Annotated in this window: 25 protein-coding genes; 17 read left to right on the top strand and 8 right to left on the bottom strand. The window is 61.7% G+C overall.

Annotated elements, in window-relative coordinates:
* Positions 1-16: 16 nt before the first annotated feature.
* The 4 genes from ASU23_RS25180 (at position 17) to ASU23_RS25165 (ending at position 1,993) form a co-directional block, all read left to right on the top strand.
* The gene (locus tag ASU23_RS25180) at positions 17-562 is read left to right on the top strand and encodes a Dps family protein (protein WP_003943731.1); all 546 of its coding nucleotides are present in this window, start codon (positions 17-19) and stop codon (positions 560-562) included.
* Between the two features lie 73 nt (positions 563-635).
* Positions 636-770, top strand: coding sequence for a hypothetical protein (locus tag ASU23_RS35145; protein ID WP_256261806.1), 135 nt, complete (start codon positions 636-638; stop codon positions 768-770).
* 48 nt (positions 771-818) lie between these two features.
* Entirely contained in the window at positions 819-1,490 is a 672-nt protein-coding gene (locus ASU23_RS25170; RefSeq protein WP_007726556.1) for an ANTAR domain-containing protein, read from the top strand.
* A gap of 185 nt (positions 1,491-1,675) precedes the next feature.
* Complete coding sequence (locus ASU23_RS25165) at positions 1,676-1,993, top strand: WhiB family transcriptional regulator (protein WP_003943622.1); 318 nt, start codon at positions 1,676-1,678, stop codon at positions 1,991-1,993.
* 9 nt (positions 1,994-2,002) lie between these two features.
* Here the strand turns inward: ASU23_RS25165 and ASU23_RS25160 are convergent, their stop codons facing one another.
* Positions 2,003-2,440 carry a hypothetical protein gene (locus ASU23_RS25160; RefSeq protein ID WP_039972685.1) on the bottom strand — a complete coding sequence of 146 codons (438 nt, stop codon included), beginning with the start codon at positions 2,438-2,440 and terminating at the stop codon, positions 2,003-2,005.
* 237 nt (positions 2,441-2,677) lie between these two features.
* Between ASU23_RS25160 and ASU23_RS25155 the strand changes: the two genes are divergently transcribed.
* Complete coding sequence (locus ASU23_RS25155) at positions 2,678-3,112, top strand: anti-sigma factor (RefSeq protein WP_003943620.1); 435 nt, start codon at positions 2,678-2,680, stop codon at positions 3,110-3,112.
* Between the two features lie 59 nt (positions 3,113-3,171).
* On the top strand, positions 3,172-3,891 hold the full coding sequence (locus ASU23_RS25150; protein WP_223304625.1) for a SigB/SigF/SigG family RNA polymerase sigma factor: 720 nt from the start codon (positions 3,172-3,174) through the stop codon (positions 3,889-3,891).
* Between the two features lie 16 nt (positions 3,892-3,907).
* Here ASU23_RS25150 and ASU23_RS25145 read toward each other — a convergent pair whose 3' ends face one another.
* Positions 3,908-4,156 (bottom strand): hypothetical protein, encoded by a 249-nt coding sequence (locus ASU23_RS25145; RefSeq protein WP_003943680.1) that lies wholly within the window; start codon positions 4,154-4,156, stop codon positions 3,908-3,910.
* A 330-nt stretch (positions 4,157-4,486) separates the two neighbouring features.
* Between ASU23_RS25145 and ASU23_RS25140 the strand changes: the two genes are divergently transcribed.
* From ASU23_RS25140 to ASU23_RS25130, 3 genes are all read left to right on the top strand, one after another.
* Complete coding sequence (locus ASU23_RS25140; protein WP_058038940.1) at positions 4,487-4,924, top strand: STAS domain-containing protein; 438 nt, start codon at positions 4,487-4,489, stop codon at positions 4,922-4,924.
* An 86-nt stretch (positions 4,925-5,010) separates the two neighbouring features.
* Positions 5,011-5,988, top strand: a complete 978-nt coding sequence (locus tag ASU23_RS25135; protein WP_003943713.1) for a YihY/virulence factor BrkB family protein — start codon at positions 5,011-5,013, stop codon at positions 5,986-5,988.
* Between the two features lie 316 nt (positions 5,989-6,304).
* A complete protein-coding gene (locus ASU23_RS25130) occupies positions 6,305-6,508 on the top strand; it encodes a cold-shock protein (RefSeq protein WP_003943666.1) in 204 nt (67 codons plus the stop codon).
* Between the two features lie 146 nt (positions 6,509-6,654).
* Here the strand turns inward: ASU23_RS25130 and ASU23_RS25125 are convergent, their stop codons facing one another.
* Positions 6,655-6,894, bottom strand: coding sequence for a CDGSH iron-sulfur domain-containing protein (locus ASU23_RS25125; protein WP_003943717.1), 240 nt, complete (start codon positions 6,892-6,894; stop codon positions 6,655-6,657).
* Here ASU23_RS25125 and ASU23_RS25120 point away from each other — a divergent pair, their 5' ends adjacent.
* Positions 6,895-7,944, top strand: a complete 1,050-nt coding sequence (locus tag ASU23_RS25120) for an iron-containing redox enzyme family protein (protein ID WP_058038939.1) — start codon at positions 6,895-6,897, stop codon at positions 7,942-7,944.
* Here ASU23_RS25120 and ASU23_RS25115 read toward each other — a convergent pair.
* The gene (locus ASU23_RS25115) at positions 7,901-8,572 is read right to left on the bottom strand and encodes a HemK2/MTQ2 family protein methyltransferase (protein ID WP_242692654.1); all 672 of its coding nucleotides are present in this window, start codon (positions 8,570-8,572) and stop codon (positions 7,901-7,903) included. The genes ASU23_RS25120 and ASU23_RS25115 overlap by 44 nt on opposite strands.
* Positions 8,573-8,708: 136 nt before the next feature.
* Between ASU23_RS25115 and ASU23_RS25110 the strand changes: the two genes are divergently transcribed.
* The 5 genes from ASU23_RS25110 (at position 8,709) to ASU23_RS25090 (ending at position 12,712) form a co-directional block, all read left to right on the top strand.
* Entirely contained in the window at positions 8,709-9,476 is a 768-nt protein-coding gene (locus tag ASU23_RS25110) for a GAF and ANTAR domain-containing protein (RefSeq protein WP_058038937.1), read from the top strand.
* A 233-nt stretch (positions 9,477-9,709) separates the two neighbouring features.
* Positions 9,710-10,414, top strand: a complete 705-nt coding sequence (locus ASU23_RS25105; protein WP_042452319.1) for a glycosyltransferase family 2 protein — start codon at positions 9,710-9,712, stop codon at positions 10,412-10,414.
* Positions 10,411-11,349, top strand: a complete 939-nt coding sequence (locus tag ASU23_RS25100; RefSeq protein ID WP_054826873.1) for an acyl-CoA dehydrogenase — start codon at positions 10,411-10,413, stop codon at positions 11,347-11,349. Before ASU23_RS25105 ends, ASU23_RS25100 begins: the two co-directional genes overlap by 4 nt.
* Positions 11,343-12,101 carry a PIG-L deacetylase family protein gene (locus ASU23_RS25095; protein WP_058038936.1) on the top strand — a complete coding sequence of 253 codons (759 nt, stop codon included), beginning with the start codon at positions 11,343-11,345 and terminating at the stop codon, positions 12,099-12,101. Before ASU23_RS25100 ends, ASU23_RS25095 begins: the two co-directional genes overlap by 7 nt.
* Positions 12,098-12,712: a class I SAM-dependent methyltransferase gene (locus tag ASU23_RS25090; RefSeq protein ID WP_007726541.1), complete on the top strand. Its 615-nt coding sequence runs from the start codon at positions 12,098-12,100 to the stop codon at positions 12,710-12,712. Before ASU23_RS25095 ends, ASU23_RS25090 begins: the two co-directional genes overlap by 4 nt.
* Before the next feature lie 52 nt (positions 12,713-12,764).
* Here the strand turns inward: ASU23_RS25090 and tatA are convergent, their stop codons facing one another.
* The 3 genes from tatA to ASU23_RS25075 are packed head-to-tail and all read right to left on the bottom strand — an operon-like array spanning position 12,765 to position 15,232.
* A complete protein-coding gene (tatA, locus tag ASU23_RS25085; RefSeq protein ID WP_003943732.1) occupies positions 12,765-12,941 on the bottom strand; it encodes a Sec-independent protein translocase subunit TatA in 177 nt (58 codons plus the stop codon).
* A complete protein-coding gene (locus ASU23_RS25080) occupies positions 12,941-13,612 on the bottom strand; it encodes a Rid family hydrolase (protein ID WP_058038935.1) in 672 nt (223 codons plus the stop codon). The genes tatA and ASU23_RS25080 overlap by 1 nt, the downstream gene beginning before the upstream one ends.
* Positions 13,613-13,651: 39 nt before the next feature.
* The gene (locus tag ASU23_RS25075) at positions 13,652-15,232 is read right to left on the bottom strand and encodes an FAD-dependent oxidoreductase (protein WP_003943721.1); all 1,581 of its coding nucleotides are present in this window, start codon (positions 15,230-15,232) and stop codon (positions 13,652-13,654) included.
* A gap of 238 nt (positions 15,233-15,470) precedes the next feature.
* Between ASU23_RS25075 and ASU23_RS25070 the strand changes: the two genes are divergently transcribed.
* Entirely contained in the window at positions 15,471-16,982 is a 1,512-nt protein-coding gene (locus ASU23_RS25070; RefSeq protein ID WP_042452324.1) for an APC family permease, read from the top strand.
* Positions 16,982-17,734, top strand: coding sequence for an IclR family transcriptional regulator (locus ASU23_RS25065; RefSeq protein ID WP_058038934.1), 753 nt, complete (start codon positions 16,982-16,984; stop codon positions 17,732-17,734). Before ASU23_RS25070 ends, ASU23_RS25065 begins: the two co-directional genes overlap by 1 nt.
* Before the next feature lie 3 nt (positions 17,735-17,737).
* Here ASU23_RS25065 and ASU23_RS25060 read toward each other — a convergent pair whose 3' ends face one another.
* Positions 17,738-19,261, bottom strand: coding sequence for a hypothetical protein (locus tag ASU23_RS25060; protein ID WP_058038933.1), 1,524 nt, complete (start codon positions 19,259-19,261; stop codon positions 17,738-17,740).
* Between the last annotated feature and the right edge of the window lie 317 nt (positions 19,262-19,578).

Genomic DNA, 19,578 nt, shown 5'->3' with positions numbered 1-19,578 from the left:
GACGAGAGGAAAACATATGTCCGAGTTCACCGTACCGGGACTGAGCAGCGCAGACGGTTCGTCCGTCGCCGATATTCTGCAGGAACGCCTCAGCGCCTACAACGATCTTCACCTCACGCTCAAGCACGTTCACTGGAACGTCGTGGGCCCCAACTTCATCGGCGTGCACGAGATGATCGACCCCCAGGTGGAGTTGGTTCGCGGCTACGCCGACGATGTGGCCGAACGTATCGCGGCACTGGGTAACTCACCCAAGGGCACCGCGGGAGCAATCGAGCGCGATCGAACGTGGGACGACTACTCCGTCGGCCGCGACGACGCTCGTGCGCACCTCGCTGCGCTCGACCTCGTCTACACCGGGATCATCACCGACAGTCGCACCGCAATCGACAGTGTCGGCAAGATCGATCCGATCACCGAGGACATGTTGATCGGCCAGACGGCGCAGTTGGAAAAGTTCCAGTGGTTCGTTCGTGCTCACCTCGAGAACTCGGGTGGCAGCCTCGTACACGAAGGCGCGTCCACCGAGCAGGATGCCGCAAATGAGGCGCGTCAGAACTGATGCACCGTCCGCGGTTTCGGCCGATCGGGGGTCGGCCGAAACCGCACTCCCCACAACAGGAAAGGGCAAGAGCATGTCTGCGGACTCGCGCGGCACCTCGACACAAACACGTCGCGAGTATCAGATGTTCGTGTTGCAGCAGCGTTTGTTGTTCGGATCGATCCTGGCAGGCACCGCCCTTGGAGTTCTCGCGATCACCTACTTCTGAAATATCAGGGGCCGCAACCGTCGAAGACAGGACAGAAACGACACAATCATGAGTTCGAGCACTCTCCGCTCGATCGTTCGTAGCGATCGATTTGCGGCAAGCAGTTCTTCTCTTCTGCTCGTGGACAGCGATTTTCGTATCCAGGGCGCAAACGACGAATACCTTGCCGTATCCGGTCGCAGCCTCGATCAATTGCACCGAGTGGAAGTGTTCGAAGCCTTCCCCGACAATCCCGACGACTCGTTTGCCGATGGAATCTTCTCGTTGACAGCGTCATTCGAGCGCACGATGCGGTCCCGAACTCGGGACACACTGCCGACTCAGCGTTACGACGTGCGCGACGAGCGCGGGAGCGGGATGTTTGTCACCCGATATTGGAATACGGTGAATTCCGCCGTCACCGATGATGACGGCAGAGTCATCGGTGTGCTTCATCGTGTATACGAGGTTCAACGACCGCTGGCTCAGCAGTCCAGTTCGGCGTCAGACGTCCTCACCCGCCTTCGCGCGGAAAATGACGAACTGAGAAGAGCTTTGGATTCTCGGCCCTTGATCGAGCAGGCCAAGGGATTACTGATGGCCGAGCGTGAGTGCTCGGCCGACCAAGCCTTCGACTTTCTGGTCCAGATGTCGCAGGAATGGAACGTCAAGGTGCGCGACATCGCCGGTGGTCTTGTCGCCGCAGCAGAACGACGTGCCGTGGATCAAAAGAATTCCTGACGACCGGGATTCAAAAGTTGTACGGCTGGGTAATGACCGACCAGAGGTACCCCCGAAATCTTCCCCCTCGAGGGAGGAGCCTCGAAGGTCCCGCCGGTTCAGGCCGGCGGGACCGAGCTTTGCCTTAACACCCGACCTGGATCCGCGATCCGAGTCGAGTTCGTCACGCAGCGAAGGGAACGTCCATGTTCATGCGCTCCTACACATCTCCCAGGCCCCTTGCCGACGAGTGGGATTGGCAACTGTCCGGCACCTGCCGCGACACCGACCCCGCTCTGTTCTACGACGACACGAACGAGCGCGGCTCCAGGCGAGCGAAGCGCGAGAGTTCGGCGAAGCTGGTGTGCGCCAGATGCCCTGTCGTGCAGAGATGCCTGGTGCACGCCATCCAGACCGGGGAACCCCACGGTATCTGGGGCGGCATGACGGCGACCGAGCGAGAATCGTTGCGCAAAGCTCGAACTGAACCACTGATCAGTGCCGCGACGAGCTCACGAGAGTAGATAGGAATCTCAGGGCCTGGCCTCGTGGTGCCGCAAACCGTGCGTGCGGCGTCGCTCCTTCATCTCGGCTTCGAAGAGGTGCGGCACTCCGCCTGCCAGCTTGTCGCGCACCACTTTCTCGCATTCACGAAAAAACGACCAGTAGTTCTCGTCGAACTCTTCGACCAACTGGAAAGTCCAGCGCCCCTCGACCACGTTCCGGCCCATCAACTCGCCCTCGACCTGATCGGCCAGGTCGTCGTTGCCGCTGGATCGCAGTAGCTCGACGACCTCGTCGAGCATCAGATCGGCATGCCCTATCAGCTGATGGAAGTCGTACAGGGCACCGCGTGCCCGTTCCACCGTTTCAAGGGCGTTCGACAGCACTCCTGCCGCCTTCACCTCGTCATCAGTGACACCTTCCGGTCGTATGTGTACGGGGATCTGTCTGTCCGAATGGGTGTCCATGAAGCGGCTGTACCCGAACGACGCGAAAATGAAAGATGAGGATTCGGTACGTCCGCACCACAGGTGATGTGTCTCACAATTCATCCTCTAGTTCGGGTAAAGAGGGTTAGTTCGCCGGGCGAAGGGTAATCCAAGGCCATGAATACTTCCGGGGTAGAGATGGCTGGCACGCACGGCCGGTACCGGTCCTTGCCTCGGTCCGCCGGAATTACGCCACATCTACCTACAGGAAGCCCCTTGATCCCTCTGTCGAGTCCGACCGAAACCGAACTAACTCACGACTCCATCGCCTCGCTCCGCGTCCGCGCGTCGTACTCTCAACTTCCCACTCTGCGCGGAATCACCCGAACGGTTGCCAACAACACCGGACTCGATGTCGACGGAACAGCCGACCTTGCTCTGGCGATGGACGAAGTCGCGAGCATCCTCATCGGCCACGCGATACCGTCCAGCGACTTGACCTGCCGATTCGACACCGTCGGCCGCACACTTCGGACCGTCGTGTCCGTGATCGCGCACTCCGAGATACCCGACAAGTCGCACAGCTTCGGATGGTTCGTTCTCGAAGCGCTGGTCGATTCCGTCCGCTTGGAACAGTCGGAAATCGACGCGGACGGTCACATCACCCTGACGATGACGCTTGAAAAGGGCTTGCCCCAGGAGCGTGCGTGACCGCTGTCCCACCGGACAAGAAGGACCAGTACGAAACAGCTGTCGAACTGTTCGTCTCGATGGCCTCGCTTCCGCCGAATGATCCCAGCCGAGAAAAGATCACCACCTCGATCATCGAACTGTGCCTACCCCTGGCCACACACGTCGCTCGCCGATACCAGGGGCGTGGCCAGCCTTTCGAGGACTTGGAGCAAGTTGCTCGTGTCGGGCTCATACAGGCCGTGCAGCGATTCGACGTCGACAAAGGATCGGATTTCCTGTCGTTCGCCGTCCCGACCGTCATGGGTGAGGTTCGCAAGCATTTTCGCGATCACGGCTGGTCCGTGCGAGTGCCTCGTAGCCTTCAGGAACGGCACCTTGCCCTCAACCGGGCGCTCACGACTTTGTCCCAGACGCTCGGCCGTGCACCGACAGTCGCGGAACTCGCCAAGGAACTCGACATCGAACCGGACGAGGTCGAACAAGGTTTGACCGCCGGTAATTCGTACCGAACCACACCGCTCGACACCGCGTCCGCCGGCGACGGGAGTGGTCTGACTCTGATAGACACTTTGGGACAGTACGACGAAGCGATCAGTCGGATCGACAATCACGAAACCCTGCGGCCCGCGCTCCTGGCACTACCGGAGCGCGAGCGCACGATCGTCGTTCTCAGATTCTTCGGCCATCTCACCCAATCCCAGATTGCCGAAAAGGTCGGCATCTCTCAGATGCATGTATCCAGAATCCTCACTCAGTCACTGAAGCAGCTACGCACCGAGATGGGTGAAATCTTCTGAAGGTACGTCTCGAGGATCAGATGTATTCCTGTGCAAGACGTTCCAGCTCGTCTCGATCGATGAGACCGGGCTGGCCGATGTCGAGGGCCTCGAGATACTTGTTGGCGAGGCGGTAATCGTGCCCCCACCGGCCGTGCTCGCCGTCCTGCTCGGTGCGCTGCACACTGGAACCGGGCGGAACCTCGTCCCGCAAACCGTTGGTCTCCGCGCCGATCAGTGTGTCGAGCTTGGTCGAGATGGCCGTGAGTGCATCGCGGTCGTTCATCTGATTCCCTTCGTCCGGTGACGCTGATCTTCCACCATACCGAAGCGTCGAGCCAAAAACATTGCACCGCTTAATATTCGACCTCTCACCTGGACCGATTCACGCCCTCGAGCTACACTGAACGGTACCGAGGTTGAGAATACAGCCGGGGTTGAAGCCACTGGCGCTCGGTTCGCATCAAGGCTCTGGATCAGGTGAGTATTTCCTGCGCACATCTGTACTGTTCATTTCCATTGAGCTCTAAAGCTTTCCACGCCTGGACGCATTCACTTTCCGCGCCGCCAGATCGGTCGTCAGCCTTTCGATGAAAGCACACAGACCGGATCTGCCATGAATCTGAATGAACTCGACCACACACCGATCGATTCCATCGATCCCTCAACACAATTGGGGCCGATCGTGGAAACGCATGGTTTCGCGGCCTGGCGGATAGCGCCCTCGACAGTCTTGATCCAGGTCGACGTCGACCTCGACAAACTCTCCGCCCCAGCACTACGAGAACTTCTCAACTCGTACGCTGCGGAGTGGTCTCGCGTCATTCTGGACTTGTCCAACTCACTGTTCGTCGGTGCGGTCTGCCTCGAACTGTTCGCCGAGCTGAACTCCCGTTCGCGAGCCAACGACTTCCAGTGGGCCGCGATCGGGTCACACCCGCTTCGACGCTTGCTTCGCGCGGCGCGGGCGGAAGAGGAATTCCCGGTCACCAACTCTGTCGAGGGAGCAATGCGCGCGCTCGACGAAGCAGAGAAGTCACTCGAAGCCTCCTGACGCGACGGCTGCACCGGCGTCGAGCGCCGGGCGCTCGCAGCGACTAAGGTTCGTCGGGCTGTCCGACGAGCTGAGAGAGACCGAGAATGACAATCGCCAAGCGCCTCGATGCCTTGCAACAGAAGCATCCGGCCCTGGGGTTCCCGATAGCGGTCCTCTACAAGTTCCTCGACGATCAAGGTGTTTATCTAGCCGCGCTGATCGCTTACTACGGCTTCGTCTCGCTCTTTCCTCTTCTTCTGTTGCTCTCGACCATTCTCGGCTTCGTGCTGTCGGGCAACCCTGAGCTTCAGCAACAGATCTTGGACTCCGCGCTGCATCAGTTTCCGGTGATCGGTGACGACCTGGGCAATGCGCAACAGATCGGCGGCGGTGTCACGGGTCTGGTGATCGGAATCGTCGGTGGTCTCTACGGTGGCCTCGGTGTCGCTCTGGCTTGCCAGAACGCGATGAACACGGTGTGGTCGGTACCCCGAAACATGCGACCGGATCCCATCCGCGGGCGTCTCCAAGGGCTACTACTCCTCGGCACGATCGGTCTCGCGATCTTGGGGACCACCGCTGTCTCCAACATCGGCGGTGCGCTTCATCTGGGCGGTTCGTTCAGCTTCCTGCTGACCCTTGCGGTAGTCGTCTTGAATGCGGGCATCTTCATCGTCGCTTTCCGGCTCACCTGCGCCCGCCCGCTCTCGGTAGCCGATGTGGCACCTGGAGCGATCGCCGCTGCTGTTCTCTGGCAAGCACTTCAGTCCTTCGGTGCCCTCTATGTGACCTCTGTGGTGCGGGGTGCCTCCACCACCAATGGCGTCTTTGCCATCGTTCTGGGTTTGTTGGCCTTCTTGTTCCTCGCTGCAGCCTCGATCGTCATGTGCGCGGAAATCAACGTCGTGCGAGTCGACAAACTCCATCCGCGGGCGTTGTTGGCTCCGTTCACCGACAACACCGAACTCATCGAAGGCGATCGGCGCACCTTCGCCGATCAAGCAAAAGCACAACGCGCGGTTCCCCACGAGAACATCCATGTGACGTTCGACGGGCACACCAAACCCGACGATTCGGACTGATCTCGACCCCGATCGAGTTGGGTATTTGGTCCCCTCCTCGGTATCGGGGTGGCATTCTGCGCCGCGAATCCAGATTTAACACAGGTGTTGTCATTTCGCGCTGCATCGAAGGGACGAATACATCACAGCAGGTAAACGCGCATAGTTGAACAATCACCTGCTTCCGACGTGGTCCCGGAACGGGACAAAGCCGTCAAATACTGCAACTCGCCATGCATGTAATTGGAGACAGAAAAAGAAGAGCATGGCAGGATCAGGTGTGAGACCGGACTCTCGATGGGAGGGCTCGGCTCGATGGATCCAGGAGAATTTGGTTATGGCTCAGGGCAGTGTCAAGTGGTTCAACGGTGAAAAGGGCTTCGGATTCATCGAGCAGGAAGGTGGCGGACCGGATGTGTTCGTTCACTACTCGGAGATCCAGGGCAGCGGCTACAAGTCCCTCGACGAGGGCCAGAAGGTCGAGTTCGAGATCGGACAGGGCCAGAAGGGCCCCCAGGCTCAGAATGTTCGCGCCATCTGAGTTCGATCCCAGTCTGACTTCAGACTGAAAAGGCTGGACGCTGCACCGCATGGTGCCGGCATCCAGCCTTTTCTTGGTTTCCGGGTCGTCTTGGTTTCCGGGTCGTCTCGGTTCACGGGTCGGGCTTGTTCGAATATTGGCACCGGTTACGTCGCTCGCGCCCGCTTCTTCTTGTGGGAGCTGTCGCAGAACGGCGCGATGCCGGTCCGCCCACATCGACACAATGCAACCGTAGAGCGCTTGTTCTCTATCGGAGTGCCGTCGTCACGGAGCAACTCGAAGTCACCACGCACCAGCAGCGGGCCGTCCGTGCAGGCGGTTATGGTGGTGTTGTTACCGGGAACACTCGGTGTTTCGGCAGATGACGATTCGGGAAACGCGGTCATATGTCCTCTTCAGTTCTCGATTCGGCCACTGGTGTGCCCACTTCCATGCCTGTTCCACAGGCCCGCGGCCCACTGAGCGCCACTCTCGTTTCCATTCTGCGCTCCTCGGCCGATCCGAGGGAGATTACGGCTGCCGCTGACGCGTACGAGGATGCACAGTCCACCGACCTCACCTACGACATTCTTCGTGACGACGACGCTCAGCTGACCCTGACGCTCCTCTACGAGCTTCATTTGCAGGGAATCGAGAACGTCTCGGACAAATGGGAGTGGAATCCGGACCTGCTCGCGGTGCGGTCTCGGCTCGAAGAGCGTTTCGAGTCCGCCATCGCGCAACTCGTGGGGACAGTGGAGTCGTCTGGCGACGTCGTGGCCGACCTCTGGTCGATGACCGCCCCCAGTGCAGGCCCAGGTCTTGCGTCCTTCATGGCGAAAGATGCAACGATCGATCAGTTCTCGGAGGTGCTGATTCACCGTTCGCTCAATCAGCTCCGCGAGGCGGATGTGCACACCCTCGGAATTTCGCGCCTCTCCGGTGCCGTCAAGGCCGCCCTCGTCGAAGTGCAGAGCGACGAGTACGGAGGCGGCCGCGCAGAGCGAATGCATTCGCGTCTTTTTGCCGACACCATGCGGGCTGTAGGTCTTTCGGACCGCTACGGCCACTACATCGATTCTGTTCCCGCGGTAACGTTGGCGTCGTTGAATGCTCTCTCGCTCTTCGGTTTTCATCGCCGCCATCTCGGAACGCTGGTCGGGCACCTGTGCGCTGTCGAGACCACGTCTGCGCTGCCGAGCAAACGATACAGCGCAGGACTGCGCCGACTCGGATTCGGTTCGGGCGCGACACTGTTCTACGACGAGCACGTGGAAGCGGATTCCGTTCACGAACAGATCGCCGTTCGGGAACTTGCCGGCGGTCTCGCTTCTTCGCAGCCGCACCGCACTGATGACATCTTGTTCGGCGCCGCAGCGTGCCTGGCGTTCGACGATCTTCTCGGCGATCACCTCACATCGAGTTGGGAGAAGGGCAAGACTTCGTTGCGCGAATGATCACGAGTTGTTCGATTTCCTGACCGGTGGTGATCAACCCTCGTGCCTCGAGCATGGTGCGCCTCTCGCGCATCACGGGCCCGAAGGGAACGTACTTCCGGGCTGAAATCTCTACGGCCATACCGTGTTCTTCGAGTATCGCCTCGGTCTTGTCGACCCCACACAGCACCGATTGCAAGAGAAGCAGTGTGCCGCCCGGGACGAGCACCTCGTGCACGGTGGCTGCGATCCTGTCGATGAGGGCGCGTCCGTCCTTTCCTGCGTCCCAAGCACGTTCGATTCCAGCGGTAGGGAGATCATCTGCAAGAGCAGGGACGTACGGCGGGTTGGAGATCACCAGATCGAAGAGTTCGCCGTGCACCGCCCCGGTGAGGTCGCCACGACGGGAGTCGATCGAGGTTCCGTTGAGGATCCCGTTGAGACGAGCATTGGCACACGCGCGGCGAGATATGTCGACCGCGACGACGTGGCCTGCGCCTGCCGCGGATGCCGCGACAGCGAGGGCGCCGGTCCCCGTGCACAGATCCAGCACCCGACTGCGAGCGGTGAGGCGCTCGAACAGCAGCGCATCCGCCAGTAACGACGTGTCGTGTTGCGGTGGATACACACCAGGTAAACGCAGGATCATCATCGGCTCCTCTTTTTCAGGCGACATCGCACATCGCTGCGTGCGGCTACCCAGGAACCTCGGATTTCATGCAACATCGAAGCAAAGACCGCCTGGAACGGTTACATCGCCGCAATTTGCGGAGTAGACCTGAATCATGACAGGCAATGCGGACACCCCACAGGGAGCCGCGGCGTTTGCTTCCGCAGCAGATTCGCTCGACACCCTCGCCGAAGCGATTGCCGGACTCCGGTCCACTCTGAACACGGACGCGCATCTCGACTCCATGCTCCAACGTCTGGCCGAGACGGCGGTCAAAGCGCTGCCGGATGCCGATGCTGTCAGCGTGACGGTGCTGTCCGCCGATGGCCCACGAACTGCTGCATCTACCGCGGACTACCTTTCCGCGATAGACGATGCCCAGCATTCCGCCGATCGTGGTCCGTGCGTTGACTCCGCGCGCACCATGTCGTCGGTTCGGTCGAAGGTGGGTGATCACGACGACAAATGGCCGGAATTCACCGCCGAGGCCCGGAAACAAGGTGTCCGGTCCTACTTGTCCGTGCCGCTCACCATGGGCGAAGGAAGCACCGAACTTCTCGGCGCGTTCAACGTCTACGGATTCGCCTCGACAGAGTTCAAGCCCTTCGACGAAGAGTTGATGAAATTGTTCACCGCCGGTGCGGGCGCGGCGATCGCAGATTCACGACGCTGGCGTCAGGCACACGAGCACATCGAACAGTTGCACTGCGCCATGGAATCTCGTGCCGAGATCGAACAAGCCAAGGGCGTGCTGATCGCCATCCACGGCATCGACGCCGACGAAGCATTCAGCCGACTCGTTCAGCAATCGCAGCACACCAACGTGAAACTGCACGAGGTGGCCCGGATGCTCGTCGATTCGGTGCGCCACCGCCGGTTCTGAAGATTCTTCGGTGCAAAACCCCGTTTTGCACCCGAAAGCACAGTCGCAAAACCCCGTCTTGTACCCCGCCGGCACATCTCTCAAACGTATCCAGAGATGTTTCACCGAAACAGTTTTCGACCTGCACGGCTGCTGGCGGTCGCGCGGCGGCACCCGTCCGAAATGTGGTTATCTGTTGAGAACCGGGACGAAAGAAGACCCGACCGTACCAGGGTGAGGAAAGGATCGTCACTGTGCCAATCGACCAGGTTCTTGTCGTAGTTCCCGCCCACAACGAAGCCGAAGACCTCCCCAATTGCCTTCGTGCACTCGCAACAGCGGCGTCGGCTTGCGTTGTCCCCGTCCGAGTGGTTGCCGTCCTCGACAACTGTTCGGACGGAACCGCGGGGGTCATCCCCGACGGGGTGGAAGTACTCCGCGTCGAGCATCAGAACGTCGGCCGTTCGCGAGCGACGGGTTTCTCTGCGTTCGGCTCGGATTTGGGGGCCTCAGCGTGGTTCGCCACGACCGATGCCGATTCGGTGGTCGGCCCCACCTGGATTGCGCGCCAATTGGAGTATGCGCGTACTGCGGACGTCGTCGCGGGCACCGTTCGCATCGCGGACTGGGAAGGCCATCCGCACTCCGTTCGCGAACGGTACGAACGTATGTACCACGCACATCCCTATGGTCGACACGGTCACGTCCACGGTGCCAACCTCGGTGTCCGCGCCGATATGTACTGGGACGTCGGAGGATTCTGCGATCTCGAAGAAGACGAGGATGTCGATCTCGTCCGGCGGTTGAGCGAGGCCGGTGCCTGTATCGCGTGGGCAGAGGACATTGCGGTCACCACGTCTGCGCGTCTCGACGGCCGAACTCCGGGCGGCTTTGCCGGACATATCCGTAACCTGGGTGGTACGACCGCCGATAACGAAGAAGCGGAGCTGGCACGATGAAACGACTACACACACTCCTGGACGCAGGTGGACTGTACTTGCCGCTGCCCGGCGGCGGCGCGACGGCCGCACGGTGGACCTCCCTGGCAGAGCTCACACGGGAGAATGTGGTTCTCGGCCGGATGGCTGAGGCTCACACCGATGCCGTCGCGATACTCACCGAACTCGACGGACCGGATCCCGAACCCGGGCAGCTGTGGGGAGTGTGGGCGGCCGAGCCACCCCAACCTGTGGTGAATGCGTCTGAGCACGTGGGGATCTGGACGCTCACCGGTCGCAAGTTGTGGTGTTCCGGCGCCAACACCTGCACGCATGCACTGATCACCGCCTTGGTCGACGGTGTCCCCTCCCTCTTCGCGGTCGAGCTCGGACTACCTGGGGTGCATCCCGTTCCCGATTCGTGGAAGGCCGTCGGTATGGCCGAAAGCGACTCCAGCGCGGTCGACTTCGACATGGTTCCGGCCATACCGGTCGGGACGGCAGGCGACTACCTGAGCCGCCCGGGGTTCTGGCACGGCGCGATCGGCGTGGCTGCATGCTGGTACGGCGGCGCCTGCGGCGTCGCTGATCCGTTGTACGACAAGGCTGCAAGCAGCGAAGATCCCTACGTACTCGCACACCTCGGTGCGGTCGATGCAGCGCTCGCCGCAGCGCGCAACGCGCTCGCAGTCGCGGCGGCCGAGGTCGATGCGGATCCCTTCGACGAAAATGCCGAGGCCATGCAGCGGGCACTCCGTGTGCGCGCAATTGTCGAGCGCGCCGCTACCGAGACCCTGGATCGGGTGGGACGCGCTCTCGGCGCCGCACCGCTCTGCATGGACGCCGCGCACGCCGCACGGGTAGCCGATCTCACCGTCTACTTGCGGCAGAGTCACGCCGAGAAGGATCTCGCCGAGCTGGGCCGGATTGCAGCCAAGGGGAAACGGCCGTGGTGAACTCGAAACTGTTCGCGCAGAAGCCTGTCGACGACGGCGGTACTCCCGAATCGACATGGCGGGAGTGGGGAAGAAGTTTTCCGGAACTGGATCTCACCGGATGCTCACGATTGATCATCGTCGCTCCCCATCCCGACGACGAAATACTCGGTCTGGGCGGAACCGCTCTTCTGGCAATACTTTCCGGCATCAGTGTTCAGGTCGTATCTGTCACCGACGGCGGAGCTTCGCATCCCGATTCACCGACCGTGACTCAGCCCGAGATGGAACGCCGTCGACGGTCCGAGTCGGATCGGGCAGCGCGTGTCCTCGGAATTCCCACACCGGTTCGATTGAGCATCCCGGACGGAAAGATCGGCGAGAACCGACAGGAGTTGACCGACCGCCTCAGCTCGATTCTCGGTGATTCCTCGGCGGATACCTGGTGCGCCTCCACGTGGCGCGGGGACGGCCACCCGGACCACGAAGCCACCGGAGACGCGGCGGCGAGGGCGTGCGCGGACACTGGATCGCGCTTGATCGAGTATCCCATCTGGGCGTGGCATTGGGCCGCGCCGGATCATGCGGCAGTCCCGTGGGAAAGAGCACGAAAGGTGCCCTTGCCCTCCGACGTTCAGGCTGCGAAATCTGCTGCCACCAATGAGTTCACTTCACAGATCGCTCCGCTTTCCGATCATCCCGCGGATGCACCCATCCTCCCCCGCCACGCGATGGAACGATTACTGAGGCCGTACGAGACGGTGTTCGTATGAGCGATCGTGAACTCCCCGCGGATTACTTCGCCAAGATGTATGCCGCACAGTCCGACCCATGGGATTTCGAATCCCGCTGGTACGAGCAGCGGAAGTACGCACTCAGTGTCGCTATGCTCCCGAAACCTCGATACCGTCGCGCATTCGAACCGGGGTGCTCGATCGGGGTTCTCACCGAGAAGTTGTCCGAGCGCTGCGACAGCGTTCTCGCCACCGACATCGTCCCGACCGCACTCGAGAGCGCTCGTGCGAGGCTTACCGGACATGACGCCGAATTTCGGCTCTGGGCCTTGGGTGACGACTGGTCCGAAGAAACCTTCGACCTCGTCGTCATCAGCGAAGTCGGCTACTACCTGACCTTCGAAAAGCTCATCGAGGCAATGCTGCAGGTCGTCGAGCATCTCGAGCCTGGCGGAACGCTGCTGTGCGCCCATTGGCGTCACGTCGTGCCGGAGTATCCGCAAAACGGTGACGCTGTTCATTCGGCTGTGCGCCAGACGCCGGGGTTGGCGCAGTTCGCGTCGTACCAGGACGAGGACGTGCTGATCGATGTCTTCGTGAAGGGTCCGCCGTCACCACCGTCGGTAGCTCGTTCCGAAGGTCTGATCTAGTAAACCTGTGCGCGGTTGAGGAGTGTGGGGGCTCCTCAACCGCGCACCGGGGTCAGTCTCGCTGCTCCAACGCGAGGTCCGTATCCGACTGCAGTTCACCGACTTCGGACTTCAGGATCCGCATCGACCTGCCGAGGCCCCGGGCCGCGTCGGGCAGCTTCTTCGAACCGAACAGCACCACGAGCACTACTGCGACGATCGCCCAGTGAGTCGGGCTGAGCGCGCCCATCAGGCGGGTTCCTTGCCGTCGGGGTACACCGCATCGACCTCTACCTCGACGAGCCAACCGGCAACGGGCAGTCCGGCAACCTCGAGGGCGAATCGGGTGGGCCGGGCGCTGTTTCGCTCGATCGGAGCGATCGGCTCGGCCGTGCCCATCGGCACCAACTCGGTGTCACCCGTGTCGAGATTGGTGTTGGCGAAGAACTGCCGGTACGCGCGATTCCATCCTGTGTAGTCGGCCTTGTCCGATCCCGGCGCGTTGTCGAGGAAGACGCGCATCGTCACGACGTCTTCGAGACTCAATCCCTGAGCTTCGAGGTTGTCGCGGATCTTCTTGAGTACATTGATGCCCTGCGCCTCGGTGACGGTGACACCGGCCGGCAGAACACCGCCGGAGAACTGACCGTCGATGTACGACTCCGGCGAACCTTCCGGCGCCGCCTTGTTTCCTGCCGACGGACCGATGCCGCTGGTCTTGTAGATTGCGGTGTCGCCGCCGATCGCGACGCCCTGAGCGATCATCGGGTTTGCCTGCCCCGCTTCGAGAATCGATTTCGAGGCGAACGAACTCGATGTGGTCTCGGCGTCCGCCTCGTCAGACGAGCAGGCAGTGGCGAAGCCCAGTAGCGTAGTGGCGGCGAATGCCGCTGCAAGGACCTTGGTTCTGCGAGATTTCATGATGTGACCTCCAGAGAAAGTGATGGAAAACGAAGCACGTCAGGCAGTTTGCGCAACACGCTGATGCAGGTGGGTCACGACGTCCTGCGCGGACGTGAAGGCCCCGTGCTGCCAGGCGATGGCATTGGAGAGGTGATCGCCGGCGAAGTAGATCCGGTCGACGGGTTCGAGCAGCTTGGTGTACTCGGGAGTTGCCATGCCGCCGTGGGAATCTCCCGCGCCGGCCCATGATGCCCAGGCGGATTCCGAATACTTGGTGCGACGCCAGCTTCCGGAGAAGGACGACGAGATGTCGCGAGTGTATTTGTCGCCGTGGATTTCTGCGCCTTCGGCGATGGCCTTTGCCAGCCGCTGACGGTGGGTGAGCGATTCGAAAGCCTGTTGACGCTTACCCGAGCTGTAGTACGCGACGACGACGCCGCGGTCGGAGTTGTAGTGATCGTAGGGGAACATGATCTGGGAGATGTCGCGGTCGGTGTTGGACGCGCCACCGTAGATGCGGTCCTCGGTCTCCCACCACCGACGCGAGTATTCGATACCGAGCTTGCCCGACGACGACGGCTTGGCTGCATCCAACGCGAGCAGGATGTCGGAGGGCAGATTGTTGTTCAGCCGCTTGATCAAGTGCGGCGGGATCGTGCAGATTGCGTAGTCGGCGGTGATCGACTTGGATTTGCCGTCGACGACGTAGTCGACGGTGACGCCTTCCGGCACGTTCTTCATGCCGCTGACCTCGGCGCCGAACTCGATGTTGTCCATCCCGATCGCGTCCTGGAACTTGTAGTAGATCCGGTCCATGCCACCGACGGGGGTCATCATCGTCATGGCCTGGTCGTAACCGAACTCGAAGGAGAATGCACGCCCGATGCCGCCCTGGATGACATCGCTCATCCCGAATGGTTCGATCTCGGTTCCGAAGTTGAGGCCGGCGCCCGGCTCCGCGGAGTGCCCTCGACGCGAGGATCCGACGTAGCGGCCGTCGCTGGAGAGATCACCGAAGTCGGTGAGGAAGGACGAGAGTGCTTCTTTGTCTTCCTTGCTCAAGACCTGGTCGAGAGCGCCCTGATTGGTGGCCTTCTGCAGCAGCTCGGACATGTATCCGTAGGTGTCGGCTTTGGCTGCTCGGTAGGTGATCGACTGATTCGCCAGCGGCTTGTTGCCGGTGTAGTTGACGAAGGTGTTCGCGTTCTGGTTTCCGAACATCTGCAGTTCGACGCCCAGTTCGCGGCAGTAGTCGATGGTGTTGTGATTTTGCGGAATGCGCGTCGCACCGAGGTTGTAGAAGTGGCCTTCCGAGAACGTACAGGTCTGTGTCTCGCCGTTCAGGTCGGTTTCTTCGGTGCCGTTGCGGATCGACCACACCCGACCACCCGGGCGGTTGCGTGCTTCGAGGACGGTGACCTTGTATCCGGCCTTCTGCAGTTCGTAGGCAGAGCACAGCCCGGACGGTCCGCCGCCGAGGATCACGACGGAGTGATTTCCCTTGACCTTTCCGATCAGGTCACCCGCAGCAGGTGCCTGAAATCGCCTCGGCGTCGACGCCACTGCCGGCGCCAGGCCGATGGACGACATAGCACCGAGCGCCAGGCCGGCGCCGCCGGTGATTCCCAGGCTGCGCATGAAAGATCTACGTGTGTATGGCATTCGAGCTCCCCAGTGTGCTCCCGGTGACCCGGGTGGTTGGTGTTGAACACAGACTTCAGGAGCGTTGGGTCCGGAACTTGACGCACAGGAAACAGTCAGTGGGGACCGAGTGAGAAACCTGCGAGCATCAGCATCGGGCTCTCTCACCCGAGTGCGATCAGCGGAAGCATGCCCGCAATATCGGCGTTACAGAACCGGACTAGCGTGGCGCGACATGTCCGCTCTCACCGAAGCCATCGCGCGGTCCTTCACCACGCGCGAGAAGCAACCCCCGGCGCGATCACCGCTGCGCGCGTTGGGCCGTCGGCAACTCTCGGGCGCCGAAGTGCTGGCCCAGTCGGTGGCAACCACTGCCCCTGCTGTGTCGATGGTCGTTCTGCCCGTCACCATGCTGACACACGGCCGATTGTTGAGCGGGATGATCACCATCATCGCAGCCACCGTGCTGGTGACGCTCATAGCCTTCTGCGTTTCGCAGTTCACCCGCCGAATGGCTGCGTCGGGCGGATTGCACAGCTTCGTCTTTCGCGGCCTGGGCACCCGGGCAGCATTGACGACCGGCATCGCCATGCTGGTCAAGTACGTCGGCAGCGCGGTGATGACGCTCTATCACGGCGGACAGGCCGCAATCGCATTGCTCGGCTTCGCGGGTGTGCACGTGGACAAGACTTTTCACGTCATCGCGCTCTATCTGGGGATAGCCTTGCTGATTCTCGGCGCTCTCGTGCGAAGTGTCAGATTTGCCGCGCTCGCGATCCTCGTCGTCGAAAGCTGTTCACTTCTGTTCATCGTCGGGCTCATGATCCTGGGCGGTTCCGGAAGTCAACAAGCACAGATCGTTCCACCCACCTCCGGCCACGGGTTGTTACTCACCGCCCTGGCTGCCGTGTTCGCTCTCGCCGGATTCGAGAGCGCGGCCTTCTTCGGCCCCGAGGCCCGTCGCCCGCTGGTAACCGTCACCCGCACAGTCCTTCTCACTCCGATCATCTGTGGATCGCTCTTCATCTTCGCGGGCTGGGCCGCTTGGTCCGGGCGCAGTGACACCCTCGTCAACGCCTATCTCCACGGAACGGCGACGGGCGTGAGCCCCGGTGTCGTGATCGCGCTCAACGTCGGTCTGGGGTGCTCGTGGCTGGCGTCCTCGATGGCGTCATCCAATGCTGCGTCACGCCTGGTCTATTCGTTCGGTGTCGAGCGCCTACTCCCCCGCCGGTTCGCCTCGGTTCACAGTGCCTTCCGTACGCCCTACTTCGCATTGACTACCGTGGTCTGCACCGTCCTGCTGGGCGGCGGAACCTTTGCCGTACTCGGGCGCGGAGAAATCTTCGACGACGTTCGACTGACTGTTCGCGGCGCCGTCATCGTGGCCTATGCACTGACGGCTATCGCATCCGTTGTCTTCCTGACACGGATCGGCGAGCACACTCCCGGCGTTCTCGCGGCCGCGTCGTGTGGCAGTGGTGCCGGAGCGATAGTCCTCGGTTACCTGGTTTATGCCAACACGATCGACCACGCGTACGTTGCACCGATCGCCGTGCTCGTGATCCTGACTTCGGGCACACTCTGGCAGTTCTACCTGCGACGCCGAAGCCCCAAAAGTCTGCTGCACGTCGGAGCTTTCGACAGTCCCGAAACCGAGGACGTACTACCAGGAGCTGGGGTGTTCGCCACCGACGCAGCCGGAAACATCGTGCTGGTGGGCGAGCCGACTGCCGGCGCCCGCTGATGGTGGGCCGACCACGCGACCTCGGTGGGCACGAACCCCGAGCGGTTCAGCGCGCCCTTGCCCTCCTCGAGTCGGCGGCCAGGCTCGGATCGGGAGCCACCGCCAAGGACATTGCCGCCCTGGCCGACATCCCACCTGCCACTGCGTATCGGTTACTCAACATCCTTGTCGCCGACGGTTACCTGGTTCGGATCGCCGACCTCTCCGGCTTCGCACTAGGCCGACGCACCCGTGAATTAGCCGGGGCTGCCGCCGAACCCACACCCATCGACAATTCGGTGCTCCTCGAAGAACTCCGCGAACAGCTACGGTTCGGCGTCTACCTCGCGTCGTTTGCAGAAAACAGAATTCGGCTCGTCGATCGCGATCCCGACCACGAACTCAGTGGTGAACGGACACTGGTCACAGCCGTTCACGCGTCGGCTATCGGGAAGCTGCTCCTCGCCAACCGACCCGAATTGGCCGAGGCCCCACTGCGAAAGGTCACCGCACACACCATCACTGACGGCGACGCGTTGGAACTCGAGCTCTCGCGGATCCGGCGCGGTGAGGCCGCCCGTGAGGTCGACGAGATTCGTGTCGGACGCTCCGCCGTCGCCGTCCCGGTCCACGACGCGGAAAGGTGTGTCGTCGGTGCCTTGGCTGCGATAGGTCCGACCGGCAGACTTTCCGTCGACGACGCAGACCTGGTGGCACTGCTGCGGGAGTACGCGGAACGCATCGTTGCACCGACGATGTCGAAGGCAAGCTGAAAGTCAGAGGCCGAACACACGTTTGGCAAAGCCGAGATGCTCGTCGGCCCAGCCGATGACGCCGAGCGTGGAATCGAGATTCTGCGGCGGAGTGCGCACCAAGGTGTCGCGTCGGACGAGTCGGTCGAAATCGATCTGAGCGCGGTCGAACTGGACCCCTGCCGTGACCATGATGTTCGCCAGTTCTTGCGCCATCACCCCGTACGCGACTGTCGTGGGATGAACGCCGTCGAGCGAGAAGAGGCCGCCCGAAGCGCGGCCGCCGCGACCGTCGGCGGAGAGGAACAGCGAGTCCGGCACGGGTTGCAAGTCGGTCAGCGCCTTGGGAAGGGGGTACGGCGTCCACCATGACGGCCGCGCATTGACGTCGGTGACGTAGCGCCGTGAGGCCACGCGCTCGAGCAACCCGGCAATATCGCAGAGGTACCAGTCCTTCCCCACCCGACGGGCATTCGCGACGGCTTGCTCGATTCCGTCGTTGTACATGTCGATTGCGGTGTCGACGGCCCACGCCTGCGCGCCGGTGATGTGCTGATCGCGTTGTGGGTCGAAGTCGGTGTCGCGCACCCACGGTCGTGCGTAGTACGGGAAGTAGCGGGATCCGATTTCGATCTTCCCCCCGAGCCCGTGGGCGATCGGTGCGATGGTCACGTGTGGGACGGTGCAGAGGATGACGTGCTGGGCGTTGATCTTGCGGATCGCGGCCAGCACCTCGGCGTACTCCGACGCGAAGTGCTCAGGCCGCCACACCGTGTAGTCGCGCTTGCCGCCCGGATCACGGAAGTTGTTGCCGCTCCACTCGACTCGAAGTTCGGTGACGGTGCGGAGCGCGTTGTTGGCACCGAGGAAGACGATCAGAGTTTCGATGCCTTCCTTGCCCAACTCCGCTGCTGCGTCGAACGCGGTCATACGCTTCTCGGCGTCGGAGCCTCGCGGCAGAACTCGCAGTGCGGCGCGCTCGCCGTTGTTCTCGACGATCTGGCTGATCAAATCGTCGTGCGGTTGGTGAAGTGCATCCTCGCAGCCCTGCGCCGTCTTGGTCAGAGCGTCACGAAGATCCCACCCGTACACCGAGAGGTTGTGGTTGATTGCCGAGAACGTCGGCGCTTCGCTGCCCGGTCCGCGTTCCCAGTAGTCCTCTACCTGATCCATGAACGCACGTGCAGCAAAGAGTGCGAGCGGAACCTCCCAGAGGTCGAGCCGTGGGCCGAAGCGCTCCTCGAGGGTGCGGAGCAACAGTTCGATGTTGAGCGGAAGCCCGCCCGGGCCGCCGTAACGGGGAAAGCGGAACTGGTCGAGCCGGCCCAGCTGGTGAGCAATGATCGCCGGATACGACAGATCGGTATTGAAGATCGCCCCGCTCTGGAATCCCTGCGACAGCGAATCGCCGATGACCACCAACCGGTTGGGAGCATCTCCCCCTGGCGGAACTACCGGAATCCCCACTGTGGGATCGAACTGCGGAACCCTTGGTCCGCCGGCGGCCGCGGCCACGACGTCGTCGGGAGTATCGGATGGAAGTTCCATGCCCACTCACCTCCGGAAAAGTCCAGCTGGTCAGCCTATCAGTGGTGGCTTACGCCGATCGGCATTGTCCTGCTCCGATTGCTTCTCGATCGACCTGACAACCTCGTCGGCCCACTGTTGATTTCGCCCGTCGAATTCCGCGCGGTCCCGACGCGCGATACCCCTCCCCACCAGGATGGCAATCGGAATGGAACACACGACCCATACGAGTAGTACGCCTCCGACAATCCACCACATAACCAGTAATTGTGCCCGATTCGACGACTGTTGTGCTCCAGGTCGAAACATCTGTCCGAATCGTGGCGGTCAATCCAGGT

It is taken from the genome of Rhodococcus sp. KB6, from assembly GCF_001445685.1.
GTDB classification, from domain to species: domain Bacteria; phylum Actinomycetota; class Actinomycetes; order Mycobacteriales; family Mycobacteriaceae; genus Rhodococcus_F; species Rhodococcus_F qingshengii.
The sequence above is the reverse complement of the archived record's forward strand: the minus strand, read 5'-3'. Positions and strand labels throughout refer to the sequence as shown.